Here is a 14,257-nt window from a genome sequence, read left to right as displayed (position 1 = left end):
GCTTTCCATGAGCTTACTAAACCAAAAGGTGAAGGTGAGAAATGCAAGTAGTCCAAATACCATAGGCAGCTCCTTTCGAATCTTGATTCTCCATAGAAACAGTATACTTGATGAGATGCTCCATTTCATTAATCAATCATTTCATAATGGTGGTGAATAAGCTAAAATAGAGAGTAACTGAAAATGTTCGATAAAAGGGGTTATGTACACATGGACATGCTATACCTGAATCAGACGCTAGATGAAGAAAAAGTATTTAAAGACCCAGTCCATCGCTATGTTCATGTGAAGGATCAAGTGATTTGGGATCTGATTAATACAGCCGAATTTCAACGGCTACGCAGAATTCGTCAGTTAGGTACGACCTATTTTACTTTTCATGGAGCTGAGCATACCCGTTTCAATCATTCTCTAGGCGTGTACGAAGTGATGAGGAGAATTGTAGACAAGCTTCGTGAAAAGCATGTCTGGTCTGCCGAAGAAAGGATTCTCTGCTTAAGTGCCGCCTTATTGCATGATGTCGGTCACGGTCCTTTTTCTCACACCTTTGAAAAAGTATTCCATACTCATCATGAGGAATGGACGAAACAAATTCTTTTAGGGGATACTGAACTCAACCGAGTGTTGAAGAGAATTTCGGATGATTTCCCGCGCAAGGTCAGTGAAGTGATTGATAAAACATACGAGAATAAGCTAATTATTAGCTTAATTTCGAGCCAAATTGATGCGGATCGGATGGATTATTTGCTTCGGGATGCGTATTATACGGGCGTCAATTACGGGAATTTTGATATGGAGCGAATTCTGCGCGTCATGAGAGTACACGAGGACTTTGCTGTGATCAAACACAGTGGGATGCACGCAGTGGAGGACTATATCATGTCCCGCTACCAGATGTATTGGCAGGTTTATTTTCATCCTGTGACTCGCAGTGCAGAGGTGATTCTGCGCAAGGCTTTTCAGCGAGCGAAGTTTTTATATCAGTCGAATTATTGTTTTCTTCATGCTCCGACTTTTCTAACTCCACTATTAGAAGAAAAAGTGAGCTTAGAGGATTATTTGCGCCTAGATGAATCGATCATCCTCTATTATTTTCAAATGTGGCAGCAAGAAGAGGATAGCATTTTAGTAGATCTATGTGATAGATTTATGAATAGAAAATTATTTAAGTATGTCGAATTTGATCCCTCAAGCCATATGAAGCTTTGGCCGGAGCTGATCAGTTTATTTATAAAAGTCGGAATTGACCCAGATTATTATCTCGAAATAGACTCCTCTTCTGATCTTCCTTATGATTTCTATCGACCTGGTGAAGAGGGAGAGCGCCTACCCATTCATCTCTTGATGCCAGGCGGAGAACTGCGTGAGCTATCACGTGAGTCGGATATTGTGGAAGCTATTTCAGGGAAGAAAAGAACGGATCATAAATTGTATTATCCATTAGATTTGCTGGATGAAAAAGGGAAAGACCCTAAAATGATTGGAGAAATCAAAGCCTTGTTGTCTATCAATGACTAGCAGTGTGTATGAATGAGGAGAAATAGAAGGGGGAACAAGCGGTGTTAAAAGAGCATGGCAAATTGTTAGTATTGTTGAAGGAAGCCGGAGAAATCATTGGACGTAAGAAGCTACAAAAAATTGTCTACATATCTAAGCAGTGTAACTTTGATTTCAAAGAGAAGTTTAATTTTCACTTTTATGGACCCTATTCTGAGGAGTTAAGCTTACAGATTGAAGAGCTAGCCAATCTTGGGTTTGTGAATGAAGTAAAAGAGAACAAAGGTGGGTATTCACAATATAAATATGAATTAAGCTCCAAAGGAAAGGAATACCTTGACCTGTATCCGATAGAGCTAGAAGGTTTCGTTCCCTTTCTCCAGACCTTAAACAACGAAAGCTCTCGGTTCTTAGAGCTGGTTTCAACCATGCTCTATTTCTATCATTACCCTCAGGAAGAAATGATGGAGAAGGTTCAGAAAGTGAAAAGCAAGCAAAACTATTCAGTAGAGGAAATGGACAAGGCGCTTGTCTTTATCCAACAGATAACCAATAGAAATAGCCAATAAGTAAATATCTTCAAACAAGTAAATAGATAAATAGTAAGGGGGTGTCCCCATAAGTTCTTTGATCTGGGCTTATGAGGAGCTCCCTTTTTCTGTTAACGAAAACTGTAGCGATTTCCTTGATTCCAAAGTAAATATTCTTCTACACCTAGTTCTCTTCCAGCTTCGATCTGGGCTAGGACATCTTCCCTGCTATATTTTTTGCGAAAACTAAAGTCCTGATACCAAGGTCTAATTCGTGCTACCTGATGAAGGCTTGAGGCAGCTTCTTTATTTTTTTCGAGGGCATCTTTAAGTCCTTCTTCAATGGTTTGATGCGGATTGTGGTCAGGAGAGCGAATCCCATAGGAGCCTTTGCCATAGTGGGACGGGTACATCATAGGCGAAATGACATCTAGATGGGCAATCATTTTATTCCACTCCTGTCCTATTCCCATATCATCTCGGGCCGTTGTGGTTAATCCAAAAACATCTGCTGATAAAACAACTGGGAAGGGCTCTAGTTCTTTTTTAGCATGTGCCAAAAATTGTGCAATAGCCTCTGCTTTTGAACGTTCTTGAGCTGTAGGGAAAATGGCTTCTCTATTGAGTCGTTTTGGGTGGTCTGGAAAACGAACATAGTCAAATTGAATTTCATCGAAGCCTAACTGTGCCACTTCTTTGGCTACTTGAATGGTGTAATCCCAGACCTCTTGACGATAAGGGTCAACCCAGAGGAGTCCCTTAGGATCTTTCCAAGGCTTTCCGTTCTTCTGCTGAATCGCCCATTCTGGTTTATTCTGAGCTAATAGTGGATCTTTAAAAACCACAATTCGGGCAATGGAGTAGATCTCTTCTTCCTGTAGGGTTTGTAGGGTTTCTTTAAGATCAGGAATGACTGTCTTTTGCTTTTCCTGTATCTCTGTGAGAAGTGGAGTTTGGCTAGAATAGGTGAGTCGTCCTAAGTCATCTTTGATATCGATCACCATTCCGTTTAGCTCCGTTTCTTTTACGAGCTGGAGAAGCTGATGAAAGGTAGCTTGGTTCGCTACATTAGGAGCCGTCACGTAGATGCCTTTGACCTTTGTTTCTTTTTTTACACGCTTAGGCTCTCGCTCCTGTTCTGTATGCTCTTTATCCGAAAGAGGCTCTGGTATTGCTTCTTCCATTGGAGGAAGCTCTTCAGAGGCATAACGAGTGGTTGCAGAAGGGGGAGAACTTGGTTTGATGGGTCCGGACGACTGTTGTTCTTCTATAACAGGAGGGGTGTGGGTGCCTTCTGTTCCTTGATGATGTGTAGCGCAGGCAACGGTAGAGGAACAGAAAAGAAAGACAATGAGTAACGTGAAACATTGTTTTCGCATCGTGTTCACACACCTTTCCTTTATGTTATTGTTAGTGTAACCGAGGTAGCGAAAAAGCAATGATATAATTCATGGAAACCCTCCATAAATTTGAACATTTTGTGACTTCGCTGAGAAAGATTGTGTCATATCTCATAAAGCAGTAAAATAGGAGCTAGTATATAGACAGAATATATACTAGGACAGCAAAAAGGCAGGGGATGCTCCCTTGCCTTTTTGTGTAACTCTATCTTCTGTATAGAATGTTTACGCTCACTATTTAGCTGGCTTGCTTATCGGTGCCACCAATCCTTGAACTTATCCCAAATGGAGGAAGGTTCTGGGACTTCCAATGCTTCTGGTTCATGATTTGGTTCAGGTAGGTGTTCTAAACAAAACTCTGTAGGCTCCGTCCCTTGTTTAAAGTACAATAGTTTTTTTGCCGGACAATGCTCCGTAGCTAGCTTCCCGTTATCTGGATTGATATAAGCACCAACGACTCCTTCAGGTACAGGAAACAGAGCAGGCATTTGATCTTCTAAAGCCCCTTCCAAGAATGTAGCCCAAATCTGTGCAGCTAACCGCCCGTCATTATTATGATTGATCAGCCTTCCCTGATCATAGCCGACCCAAACCCCCGTGACCAATTGAGGAGTATATCCAATCATCCAAGCATCTGTATCAGTAGAACCTGTTTTTCCTGCGACAGGTCTATTAAGCAGAGAAGACACGCGATGTCCAGTACCGCCAGGCTCAAAAACACTGCGCATCATTCGATTCAAAATAAACACATAGTCGGAGTCCAAAGCCTGATCTTGCTCTGGCTGAACATGAACAATGGTATTTCCCAGCCGGTCTTCAATGCGCAGGATGGCCAAAGGCTTCGGTAGAGCTCCTTCATTAGCAAGAGCAGAATAGCCTCGAACCATTTGAAACAAATTCACATTTTGCGCCCCCAGTGCGAGAGAGGGTAGAGGAGCAAAAGATCGGTCTAAGCCAAAGCGTTGCAGGGTATCAATAAACAATTCTTCCCCAACGTATTGAATGGTTTTAACCGCATAGATATTGTCTGACTTCGCAATGGCTCTTTCCATCGTAATATAATCATTTGGATAGGAATCATTAAAATTACGAGGAGTATAGGTCGCTCGTCCATCATCGTAGGTAAAAACAGTAGGCTCGCTTTTCATCAATGTTAAGGGAGTGAATCCTTGCTCTAAAGCAGCATAATATAAAAACGGCTTGATGGATGAACCAGGCTGTCGTTCGGCAAAGGCTCGATTATAGGGTGAATCCTGATAGTTCTTGCCTCCTACAAGAGCACGTACAGAACCTGTTCGAGGGTCCATAGCAACCAAGGCTCCTTGTAACTCTCGATCAAGAGGGAGATACTCTGCCATGGTGTCCTCTGCCTTTTTCTGCATAGCAGGATCAAGAGTCGTATAAATTCTTAAGCCACCCTGTTCAAAAACCTCTTCATCGATCCCGTAGTGCTGGATGACAATACTTCGCACGTAATCGGTAAAAAAGGGAGCCAGATTATCATTTGTCAGCTTTTTCTGTTCAGGATCAATAAAAACAAGCTCTTCATTAACAGCCGCACTTCTTTCTTCTTCAGAAATAAAGCCCTGTTGCTGCATTAAGCGCAAAATTAATTCTTGTCTTGTCTTGGCATTGTCCATATTTAGAAAAGGAGAGTAGTATCTTGGTCCCTTAGGGATACCTGCTAGCATAGCGCTTTCAGCTAGAGTGAGCTCACTTACGCTTTTCCCAAAGAAAAGCTGGGCAGCCGACTCGACTCCGTAAGCAGAGTGTCCGAAATAGATTTGATTTAAATAGCGCTCTAAAATATGACTTTTGGAATAATGCATTTCGAGCTGAATGGTATAGATTGCTTCTTGTAGCTTGCGTTGCCAGGTTTTATCATGATTGAGGTAGAGGTTGCGCGCTAATTGTTGGGTAATCGTGCTTGCTCCCTCGACAAAGGCTTGGTTTTTGACATTGACAATCATGGCTCCGACTACACGTTTGAAATCAATGCCATAATGTTCAAAAAAGCGCTGATCTTCAACAGCGATGGCGGCTTGTAATAAGTAGGAGGGCATTTGTTCTATGGGGACGTATGTCCTGTTTTGGCCCTGATGAATGGTGTCTATGATTTGACCATCTGCTGCATAAATCGTCGTGGTTTCTTGCAGGTGATGAGTGGGAAGTGGTTGTGATCTAAGATAGAGCAAGCCAATAATGACCACAGCCGTGAGCAGGATTGTCAGGATGAAAAAGAAAATGAATAGCTTACTTATCCATTTAACCAAACGAACCATACGAGGCTCTCTTATCACTTCCATAAAAAACATCTCCCCATCGTTTTAGTACAAGTATGGAGACTTTTGGCGAGGTTTATACTAGATAGTTGATAGGATGATAAGTTTTTTCTTGCATTTTTAAGGTGGTTCGTTATAATTTGTTTGTTATGAGGTAATCTTATTTTAAGAGGTGAGAGCGATGGATTTATGGTATACAGAAAAACAAACACCCAGACATGGCATTACAACAAAGATTAAAGAAACCTTACATACGGAACAAACCGAATTTCAAAAGCTTGATATGATTGAAACAGAAGAATTTGGAACCATGCTTGTTCTTGATGGAATGGTCATGACGACAGATAAAGACGAGTTTGTGTATCATGAGATGGTTTCCCATGTTCCTTTATTTACACATCCGAACCCTAAAAAGGTATTGGTTGTGGGTGGAGGTGACGGTGGAGCGATCCGTGAAGTTCTTAAGCATGCCTCTGTAGAAAAGGCGGTACTGGTTGAAATCGATGGTAAGGTTATAGAATATTCTAAGAAGCATTTACCTAACATTGCTGGAGAGCTGGATAATCCTCGCGTAGAGGTTCAAGTAGATGATGGCTTTATGCATATTCATAATCACAAGAACGAATACGACGTGATTATGGTTGATTCCACAGAGCCTGTAGGACCTGCTGCCAAGCTTTTTGAACGCGGCTTCTATCAAGGGATTTATGAGGCGCTAACAGAAGAAGGGATCTTTGTCGCTCAATCTGACAACCCTTGGTTCCATGGCGATCTGATTAAGAAAGTATTTGCAGATGTGAAAGGAATCTTCCCTATTACTCGCTTATACACTTGCAATATTCCAACCTATCCAAGTGGAATGTGGACATTTACGCTGGGGTCAAAGAAGCATGATCCACTAGAAGTAGACCCTGCAAGATTTAACGCTATTGAAACTAAGTACTATACTCCTGAGCTGCACAAAGCTGCGTTTGTCTTACCTAAATTTGTACAAGACTTGACAGAAGGCAAATAGGGGGGGCAATCATGCGTTTTGATGAAGCTTATTCTGGAAATATTTTTATCGCCAGTCAGCAGAACTATGCCGAAAGTAAGGCGGTTATTTATGGAATGCCCATGGACTTTACGGTGAGCTTTCGTCCTGGGTCAAGATTTGGTCCTGCTAGAATTAGAGAGGTTTCTCTAGGGTTAGAAGAGTACAGTCCTTATTTGGATCGACATCTAGAGGAGGTTCCTTTCATGATGCGGGAGATATCCCATTACCTTTTGGGAATGCAGCAAGAAGCTTAGACATGATTGCCGATTTCGTAGGTAAGCTTTTAGCTGATGACAAGTTTCCACTCGGTCTAGGTGGAGAGCATCTCGTTTCCTGGCCAATTATCCAAGAGGTCTATAAAAAATACCCTGACATGGCGCTTATTCATATTGATGCCCATGCTGATTTACGTGAACAGTATGAGGGGGAACCATTATCCCACTCGACACCGATTCGCAAAGCATGCCATTTAATTGGAGCACCTAACGTGTATTCACTAGGGATACGCTCTGGCATGAGAGAGGAATTTCAGTTCGCCAAAGAGTCGGGCATGCATATGCATAAATTTGAAGTGGTTGAACCGCTAAAGCAGATCTTGCCTACATTAGCAGGAAGGCCCGTCTATATTACCATTGATATTGATGTTCTTGATCCTTCTGCTGCACCTGGTACAGGGACAGCTGAAGCTGGAGGGATTACCTCTAAGGAGTTGCTTGAAGCGATCCACCTTATTGCTCGTTCAGACTTACAGGTGATTGGTGCAGATATCGTGGAGGTTGCTCCAGCTTATGATCCTACTGAACAGACACAAATTGCGGCTTCTAAATTCGTCCGTGAAATTCTCTTAGGATGGGTGAAGTAATGATCGTATGAATGGAATAGAGGAAAGACAAGAGGTCTTACTAAAAATCCACTCTCGAATTGAAGATGGACAGCAGGTGATGGAAGAACAGCAGGAGCTTCAAGGTCGCCTCGTTGAGAAAGAGGGTATAACCTATCTTCAGTATACTGAAATACAGGATGAAGGACTTGAAATCCACAATACACTTAAGATACAAGGGAACCAACTACAACTCATTCGTCACGGTGCTGTACGAATGAACCATCTCTTTCGAGTGGATGAAGAAACAGAAAGCTTTTATCTAACCCCCCATGGTCGGATGAAATTAGAAACCAAGACAAAGAAAGTAGAATTCATGGGAATGAAAGCCGGATTGAGTCGGCTGACCCTGCGCTATGATCTGAATCTAGGTGGAACCAAGGTGGGGCAAGTGAAGCTGTTCATAGAAATCAAAGAAAAAGGATAAAAAAAACTGTGTAATCCCCGCTTTCTTTCCCAATGGGTTGAAAGAAGGTGATGGACACAGTTTTTTTGTTCACTCCTTAGGGGAGTGGAAAGTAGAGAGAGAAGATACTTCCTTTACCTAAGCTTGATTCCACTTTGATTTTTCCAGAATGGGCTTTCATAATTTCTTTACTAATCGCTAGTCCAAGCCCGGTCCCGCCAATTTCTCTGCGATCTGTATTATCAATTCGAGAAAACTTATTAAATAATAGAGGGAGCGCCTCCTCGGGTATGCCTAGCCCTTCATCTGAGATGGAGATGATCAAATGCTGTTTGTCTGCTTTCGCCGAAATCGTAATGGTTCCTCCATTTGGTGAATATTTAATGGCATTGTTCATTAGATTTGTGAATACTTGCTTAATACGATCAGGATCCCCTTTCATCATAGGGACAGGATCGATTTCCTTCTGATAATGAATCGAATGCTTAGTGGTTTGAAGTGTCTGTGCTTCGATGATTTCTTCAATCATTGGCTCCAAGTGTAAGAGATGCATCGAATAGGATTGTTTTCCTGCTTCCATACGCTGAACATCAAGGAAGTCATTGATTAAGGACGTTAAGCGTTGAGCTTCACGCTGAATGGTTGCTAAGTATTTCTTTTGCTTGTCTGATGATACGTCCTTCGTTAACATAAGTTCGGTAAACCCTAGAACACTAGACAAGGGGGTACGTAGCTCATGACTAACCGTACTAACAAGCTCTGATTTCATTCGATCAATCTCATATTCGCTGGTCATATCACGATGAACGAAAATAGTCCCTATTTTCTCTTGCCCGTTATAAATGGTTTCGAAATACACTTGAATAAAACGAGGACTTGCTTCATTTGTTTGGTAGATTACTTTTTTATGATCTTCATGATCATGGAATTGATCATGAATCACTCCAAGCATAAATGCGACTAATTCCGCATGATCCTTAACGCTTTCTTTGATCATCGGCAACCAGCGCTGGATTGAGAAGCCATTGACTGAATTGATATCCTGTTGTCCCATCATTTCTCCCCATTGTCGGTTCACTTGCCTTATTCGTCCACGTTCGTCCACAAGCTGGATCCCTTCTCTGACGGAGTTAATAATATCTTGATTGATCTTTCTGGCCTGCTCTGTTTGTTTATATAGAGTGAGCTTGTCCAATGTCACAGAGATTTGTCTAGCCAGAGCTTTCATTTCCTGTTTCTCGTCCGCATTGAAGGCTTTGCCCATTCGCGTTAAAACGATCAGGGCGACAACTTCTTCTTCATGTGAGAGCACAGGAACGATGAGGTCATGAAGAATGAACATCTCTTCATGGTATCCCTTTTCTGTTTCCACTGCCTCCCTAGATACAATATAAGGGTCCTTTTGGGCATACATTTTTGGTAAAATTCCTTCTAACATATGCGTAATAAATTGCTTCATTCCATTTTCGGAGATTCCTATATGGGCATAGTCATACTGTCCCTTGACTAACACGATACAAGCCTTATCTGCGTCCATTAAGCTGCTAATATTCTCAATAATGCTTTGTAAAAGCTCTTGCTGATCAAGAGTGGTAGCAAGGGATAGATTGAAATGGTTCCTGCGTTCAAGCAATTGTTTGTTTTGATTCATTTTTTCTAGGGCAAATTCTAATTCAATCTGCTGAGCTTGAAGCTCATCCTGCTGTGCTAACAGCTCTTCGTTTTGAGCAACAAGTTCTTGTTCATGTTCTTGAATATGCTGAACCATATTTTCAAATGAACGGGATAACGCCCCAAGCTCATCTTGGCGATGCTTAAATGAAAGTTCAACATACTCCCCACGTGCTAGTTGATCAGAGGCTAGGGCTAAATGAGAGAGAGGAACACCAACATTCCTTGCCATGCGAACCGCTATGCCCATCAGAACGAGGATGATAAGAACGATAAAACCAAAAAATATATATTGACTCTGATTGATGTTCTGGTGGTACTCTGCTTGAATAATCATAATTTGATCATCTATTTGTTTGGTATGTTTTGTTGTTTGAGTACGAATCTCGTTCACATTGTGGGTGACACCAGAAGCAGAGAACTGTTCGATCGCCTGTTGATTATTTTCCTTTACATAGGAAATGGCAATATGAAAGGCATGGTCGAAGTAATATTCACTAAATTGAAGGATCGCGTTGAGATAGGCATGATCCGATTCATCAAGCGGAAGAGTCTGAAAGAGAGCAATGACTTCTCGCAAGTCTTCTTTTTCTTGTTCCATTCTAGATAGAAATTCTTCACGATGAAAGGCTAAATACCCTCTTCCTTCAAATAAGACACGATTGAGGTTATCTTCGACTTCACTAATTAAACGCTGTTTATGGGTCAGTTCTTCGATTTGGACTAAATAGGAGATTTTTTGTCGATAATCATACCAAGAGAGTAAGCTAGAACAAAGAAGAAATAGAATCATAAAGCAAATAAATAATAAAAGGTATTGCCTATAGATACTTTTTCTAAAAAAATGTGTCATCATAGGTGTGGTCACTCGTTTCTATAGGGTTTAGATCATAAGAAGTTACATCATTTTTTATTTTTTGAGTATACTAGTTACTTCGGTTAAATCAAGCTGTATTTATACAAGTAAGGCTTAGTAACATTTTCAAATCAAAGGGAGACAAGCAAGGATGGGATATCGAATTTTGTTAGCGGATGATGAAGAGGCGTTGAGGTTCTTATTGACGGAAACCTTAGAGGATGAGGGGTATCAACTGACGGAAGCGGGAGATGGTCAACAAGCAATAGACCTTCTAATGAAACAAGAATTTGATTTACTGATCCTCGATTATATGATGCCTGAAAAAACAGGGGTTGAGATCTGCGAGTGGGTGCGTCAATCAAAGACCGCGAATCGAGAAACGCCTGTTCTATTACTAACGGCAAAGGCTCAACAGACGGATCGGGATCAGGCGATGCTGGCAGGAGTGACTGCGTATATGACAAAACCCTTTAGCCCCATGCAATTAGTAACGATAGTTGAGGGACTCCTAGAAAAGTAGGTGAATGAAAAACGATGTCAGAAGAGAAACAGGAGAAACATAAGGCGCTCCTTCAAGAGGGGAGAAAAAAATATATTTTACAGCTAGAAAAACAGGTCCTTCAGCTAGATAATCTAGTCACTCAGTTAGAAAAAGACTTTGAGCTTGAGCTGGCAAAGTATTTATATGGAATTGTGCACACGATCAAAGGAAGTGCTCCGATTTTTGGTTATCAACAAGCAGGGGTTATAGCTAGTGAAATCGTTAATGAATGGGAGTGGACGCAAGATAAAGCGGTACAGCAGGATGTATTGTTACAAGAGAAAGAGATTTCAGTTCGGGTACAACAGGCAAAGGAGCATCTTCTTCAATTGAAGACAGAGCTAGAAATCTATCAGAAGGAATTGGTACTGGATCATGAGAATACAGAGCAATCCTCTGTTCCGTTGTTTCCTTCTATTGGCTGTAGGCTGCTCATGGTAGATGATGATGACATCTTTCGCTCGTTTCTCGTCCAGAGATTAAAGGCAGAGGGATATGATGTGGATGAAGCAAGGGATATTCGCACAGCGAAGAAATTATTAACGGAACAAAGCTATGATTTAATCACTTTAGACCTAATGATGTATCCACAAACAGGCTATGATCTTTTTCATTTCTTAAATGATGATCCCAAGCTAAAATGGATTCCTCTGATCGTTTTATCAGGAAGAGGAAATGTGGAGGATAAGGTCAGATGCCTACATTTAGGGGCGGATGATTATGTAGCGAAGCCTTTCCAATACCAAGAGCTGGAAGCAAGAATTTATCGACTGTTAACCAGATCGAAACAATTTGAGTACATGGCGTTTCGAGATCCGCTGACGGGGGTATTCAACCGTCGATATTTTGATTTGCAGCTTCAAGCCGAGCTAAATCGAGTTAAAAGATACCCTGCTTCCCTTACTCTGGCGATTATTGATATTGATCATTTTAAGCAGGTGAATGACACCTATGGTCATCATCTAGGGGATTTAATTCTACAAGCCCTCTGTTATATGTTAGAGAGTAATATTCGTGCTACAGATATCCTTGCTCGTTTTGGAGGAGAAGAATTTATTCTCTTATTTCCACAAACAACAGCCGATCAAGTTTCTTATATTCTTGATAAAGTGATGCAAGACATTCGTCAGCAACCAGTCATTGAACATGAAGGAATCCCTCATCATGTGACGTTCTCAGCTGGAATCACTGAATGGAAAGAAGGTCAATCAGCTCTTGAAATGATAAAGCTGGCAGATGAAGCCTTATATGAAGCCAAGAATCAAGGGCGTGATCGAATAGTAGTAAAGGATAAAGAAGGAAGTATAGCCTTCACTGTGAGTGAGCCTTTGAAGAAAGTATTGCTTGTCGATGATGATAAGTTAACTCTTTCTATCGTCAAATCAAAGCTGAAGGAACTTCCAATCGAAATGGCAGAGGCACAGGATGGAGAGATGGCTTATGAGTTACTGCAAAAAAACAGGTTTGATTTGTGCATTATTGATGGAATCATGCCTAGATTAGACGGGTTTGGCTTGTTGAAAAAGATGAAATCCGATCCTCAATTGCATCATGTCAAGGCGATGATGCTTTCCAGTCGGAAAAAGGAAGAAGACGTGGTGCGCGGATTAATGCTGGGGGCGGATGATTATATGGTGAAGCCCTTTTCGCTCATAGAGCTTGAGATTAGAGTAAAACGTTTGTTAAGCATTGTTTAGATAAAAAGAGGAAAAGCGGGTGTTGCTGCTATCTCCGTTTTCCTCTGTTCTGATCTACTTGAAAATCTTAACCTAGAGCCAAGGAACTAATAACAGTGATAACTGAGTGGCGGCTTTTTGTAAAAAGGTTCTTCTCTTTAACAGGGAGGGCTGCATCAGGATGGAATCTTGAAAATCTTGTTCGAATAGTAGCTGTAACTCTTGGCAAGTCTTGGGCTCGTAGACAAAGATCCCAGTCTCAAAGCTATAGTAAAAGCTCCTTCGATCCATATTGGCACTTCCGATTTTAGCTACATGCTGATCGACGAGGGCGATTTTGGCATGGTAAAATCCTTTTTGATACCGATAGATTTTGACTCCCGCTTGTAGCAAGGGCTGATAGAAATGGTAGGAGGCAGCTTGGACAATAGGGTTATCTGTCTTATTGGGTACTAATAAGCGGACATCGATTCCTTTTTGAGCCGCCTCTTTTAATGCGCTGAGAAGCTGCTGATTAGGGATAAAGTAAGGAGTCGCAAACCAGACCTTTTCTTGTGCTGTATAGACCATTTCTTTATAAATATCATCAATAATATGTTGTCCCATATCAGGACCGCTTGGAACGACCTGAGCCAATGCTACTTCAGAATTTTTTTGTTGAAGTTCACGAGAAGAATAGGTCGGAAAGTAGGCATCATTTTCGTTCAATTTCTGATTGGTGACATAATACCAATCCGTAGCAAAAATTCGTTGGAGCAGGAGTACTGCTTCCCCTTCTATTCTCAAATGAAGATCACGCCAATAGCCTTTTGAGGGGTCCTTGTGCAGATATTCATCCCCTATATTTAAACCTCCTGTAAAACCCACTTTTCCATCAATAACCGCAATTTTGCGATGGTTACGAAAGTTAAGATGCCACAGAAAGGAAAGCTTAGGTGGGGCAAAGATATTTAACTCAACCCCCGCTTCCTCTAATTTATGTTGTAAATGAGGTTCTTTTGTCAGCTGTCTGCTTCCCACCCCATCAACAATCACTCTTACTTGGACACCTTCCTTCGCTTTTTGCATCAGTAAATCGCAAAGATCTCTGCCGATCCCATCTGTCTGAATGGTGTAATAAAGCAAATGGATATGGTGTTGTGCTTCCTTTAACGCAGCAAAAAGTGCTGGATATTTTTCTTCTCCATTACGTAGGATTTTCACGTCATGATTTTGTGTAAAGGGAAAGTTTGTACTCTCTTTAATTCGGGTAAGTAAGGGAATTGACGAATCCAGTGTGAATTTTTCTTTGACTTGCGCTAGTGTCAGGTGCTGGTGAAGATGATCCAAAACGTTTTTAAACAATTCCTTATCCATACGTTGTTTCTTCTCGTATTGCTTTTTAAGCCGCTGATGGTTTCCGAAGAACACCACTAGAACGATGAGAAGAACAAGGATGGACCACCAGAAAAATGTCATTGTATTCCCTCCTCATAAGCC

At 41.3% G+C, this 14,257-nt stretch carries 10 protein-coding genes and 1 pseudogene; 7 read left to right on the top strand and 4 right to left on the bottom strand.

Annotated features, from left to right (window positions below):
* Positions 1-216: 216 nt before the first annotated feature.
* Both JCM10596_RS02865 and JCM10596_RS02860 read left to right on the top strand, forming a co-directional pair.
* Positions 217-1,518: an HD domain-containing protein gene (locus JCM10596_RS02865; protein WP_025025842.1), complete on the top strand. Its 1,302-nt coding sequence runs from the start codon at positions 217-219 to the stop codon at positions 1,516-1,518.
* 41 nt (positions 1,519-1,559) lie between these two features.
* A complete protein-coding gene (locus JCM10596_RS02860; protein WP_025025841.1) occupies positions 1,560-2,066 on the top strand; it encodes a YwgA family protein in 507 nt (168 codons plus the stop codon).
* 92 nt (positions 2,067-2,158) lie between these two features.
* Here the strand turns inward: JCM10596_RS02860 and JCM10596_RS02855 are convergent, their stop codons facing one another.
* Both JCM10596_RS02855 and JCM10596_RS02850 read right to left on the bottom strand, forming a co-directional pair.
* Positions 2,159-3,406: a putative glycoside hydrolase gene (locus JCM10596_RS02855; RefSeq protein WP_025025840.1), complete on the bottom strand. Its 1,248-nt coding sequence runs from the start codon at positions 3,404-3,406 to the stop codon at positions 2,159-2,161.
* A gap of 272 nt (positions 3,407-3,678) precedes the next feature.
* Complete coding sequence (locus JCM10596_RS02850; RefSeq protein WP_025025839.1) at positions 3,679-5,733, bottom strand: transglycosylase domain-containing protein; 2,055 nt, start codon at positions 5,731-5,733, stop codon at positions 3,679-3,681.
* A gap of 157 nt (positions 5,734-5,890) precedes the next feature.
* On the opposite strand from JCM10596_RS02850, the gene speE reads away from it, so the two are divergent.
* From speE to JCM10596_RS02835, 3 genes and pseudogenes are all read left to right on the top strand, one after another.
* Positions 5,891-6,724 carry a polyamine aminopropyltransferase gene (gene speE / locus JCM10596_RS02845; RefSeq protein WP_025025838.1) on the top strand — a complete coding sequence of 278 codons (834 nt, stop codon included), beginning with the start codon at positions 5,891-5,893 and terminating at the stop codon, positions 6,722-6,724.
* An 11-nt stretch (positions 6,725-6,735) separates the two neighbouring features.
* Positions 6,736-7,607 (top strand): annotated as a pseudogene (speB, locus tag JCM10596_RS23505) (agmatinase).
* Between the two features lie 7 nt (positions 7,608-7,614).
* Positions 7,615-8,052, top strand: a complete 438-nt coding sequence (locus tag JCM10596_RS02835) for a YwiB family protein (protein ID WP_025025837.1) — start codon at positions 7,615-7,617, stop codon at positions 8,050-8,052.
* Between the two features lie 76 nt (positions 8,053-8,128).
* Here the strand turns inward: JCM10596_RS02835 and JCM10596_RS02830 are convergent, their stop codons facing one another.
* Positions 8,129-10,558: a HAMP domain-containing sensor histidine kinase gene (locus JCM10596_RS02830; protein WP_025025836.1), complete on the bottom strand. Its 2,430-nt coding sequence runs from the start codon at positions 10,556-10,558 to the stop codon at positions 8,129-8,131.
* 151 nt (positions 10,559-10,709) lie between these two features.
* On the opposite strand from JCM10596_RS02830, the gene JCM10596_RS02825 reads away from it, so the two are divergent.
* Positions 10,710-11,081 carry a response regulator gene (locus tag JCM10596_RS02825; RefSeq protein WP_025025835.1) on the top strand — a complete coding sequence of 124 codons (372 nt, stop codon included), beginning with the start codon at positions 10,710-10,712 and terminating at the stop codon, positions 11,079-11,081.
* 14 nt (positions 11,082-11,095) lie between these two features.
* Entirely contained in the window at positions 11,096-12,799 is a 1,704-nt protein-coding gene (locus tag JCM10596_RS02820) for a GGDEF domain-containing response regulator (protein ID WP_025025834.1), read from the top strand.
* 72 nt (positions 12,800-12,871) lie between these two features.
* On the opposite strand, the gene cls is transcribed toward JCM10596_RS02820, so the two are convergent.
* Positions 12,872-14,236 (bottom strand): cardiolipin synthase, encoded by a 1,365-nt coding sequence (cls, locus tag JCM10596_RS23500; protein ID WP_025025833.1) that lies wholly within the window; start codon positions 14,234-14,236, stop codon positions 12,872-12,874.
* Positions 14,237-14,257 lie beyond the last annotated feature (21 nt).

Source organism: Caldalkalibacillus mannanilyticus JCM 10596 (assembly GCF_000615945.1).
In the GTDB taxonomy this organism is placed as follows: Bacteria; Bacillota; Bacilli; order Caldalkalibacillales; family JCM-10596; genus Bacillus_AT; species Bacillus_AT mannanilyticus.
The sequence above is the reverse complement of the archived record's forward strand: the minus strand, read 5'-3'. Positions and strand labels throughout refer to the sequence as shown.

What these genes read in the sequence shown, in the direction of transcription:
- JCM10596_RS02855 (WP_025025840.1), bottom strand. Translation starts at nt 3,406, where the DNA reads ATGCGAAAACAATGTTTCACGTTACTCATTGTCTTTCTTTTCTGTTCC.
- JCM10596_RS02850 (WP_025025839.1), bottom strand. Translation starts at nt 5,733, where the DNA reads ATGGAAGTGATAAGAGAGCCTCGTATGGTTCGTTTGGTTAAATGGATA.
- cls (WP_025025833.1), bottom strand. Translation starts at nt 14,236, where the DNA reads ATGACATTTTTCTGGTGGTCCATCCTTGTTCTTCTCATCGTTCTAGTG.
- JCM10596_RS02820 (WP_025025834.1), top strand. Translation starts at nt 11,096, where the DNA reads ATGTCAGAAGAGAAACAGGAGAAACATAAGGCGCTCCTTCAAGAGGGG.
- JCM10596_RS02865 (WP_025025842.1), top strand. Translation starts at nt 217, where the DNA reads ATGCTATACCTGAATCAGACGCTAGATGAAGAAAAAGTATTTAAAGAC.
- JCM10596_RS02825 (WP_025025835.1), top strand. Translation starts at nt 10,710, where the DNA reads ATGGGATATCGAATTTTGTTAGCGGATGATGAAGAGGCGTTGAGGTTC.
- JCM10596_RS02835 (WP_025025837.1), top strand. Translation starts at nt 7,615, where the DNA reads ATGAATGGAATAGAGGAAAGACAAGAGGTCTTACTAAAAATCCACTCT.
- JCM10596_RS02830 (WP_025025836.1), bottom strand. Translation starts at nt 10,558, where the DNA reads ATGATGACACATTTTTTTAGAAAAAGTATCTATAGGCAATACCTTTTA.
- speE (WP_025025838.1), top strand. Translation starts at nt 5,891, where the DNA reads ATGGATTTATGGTATACAGAAAAACAAACACCCAGACATGGCATTACA.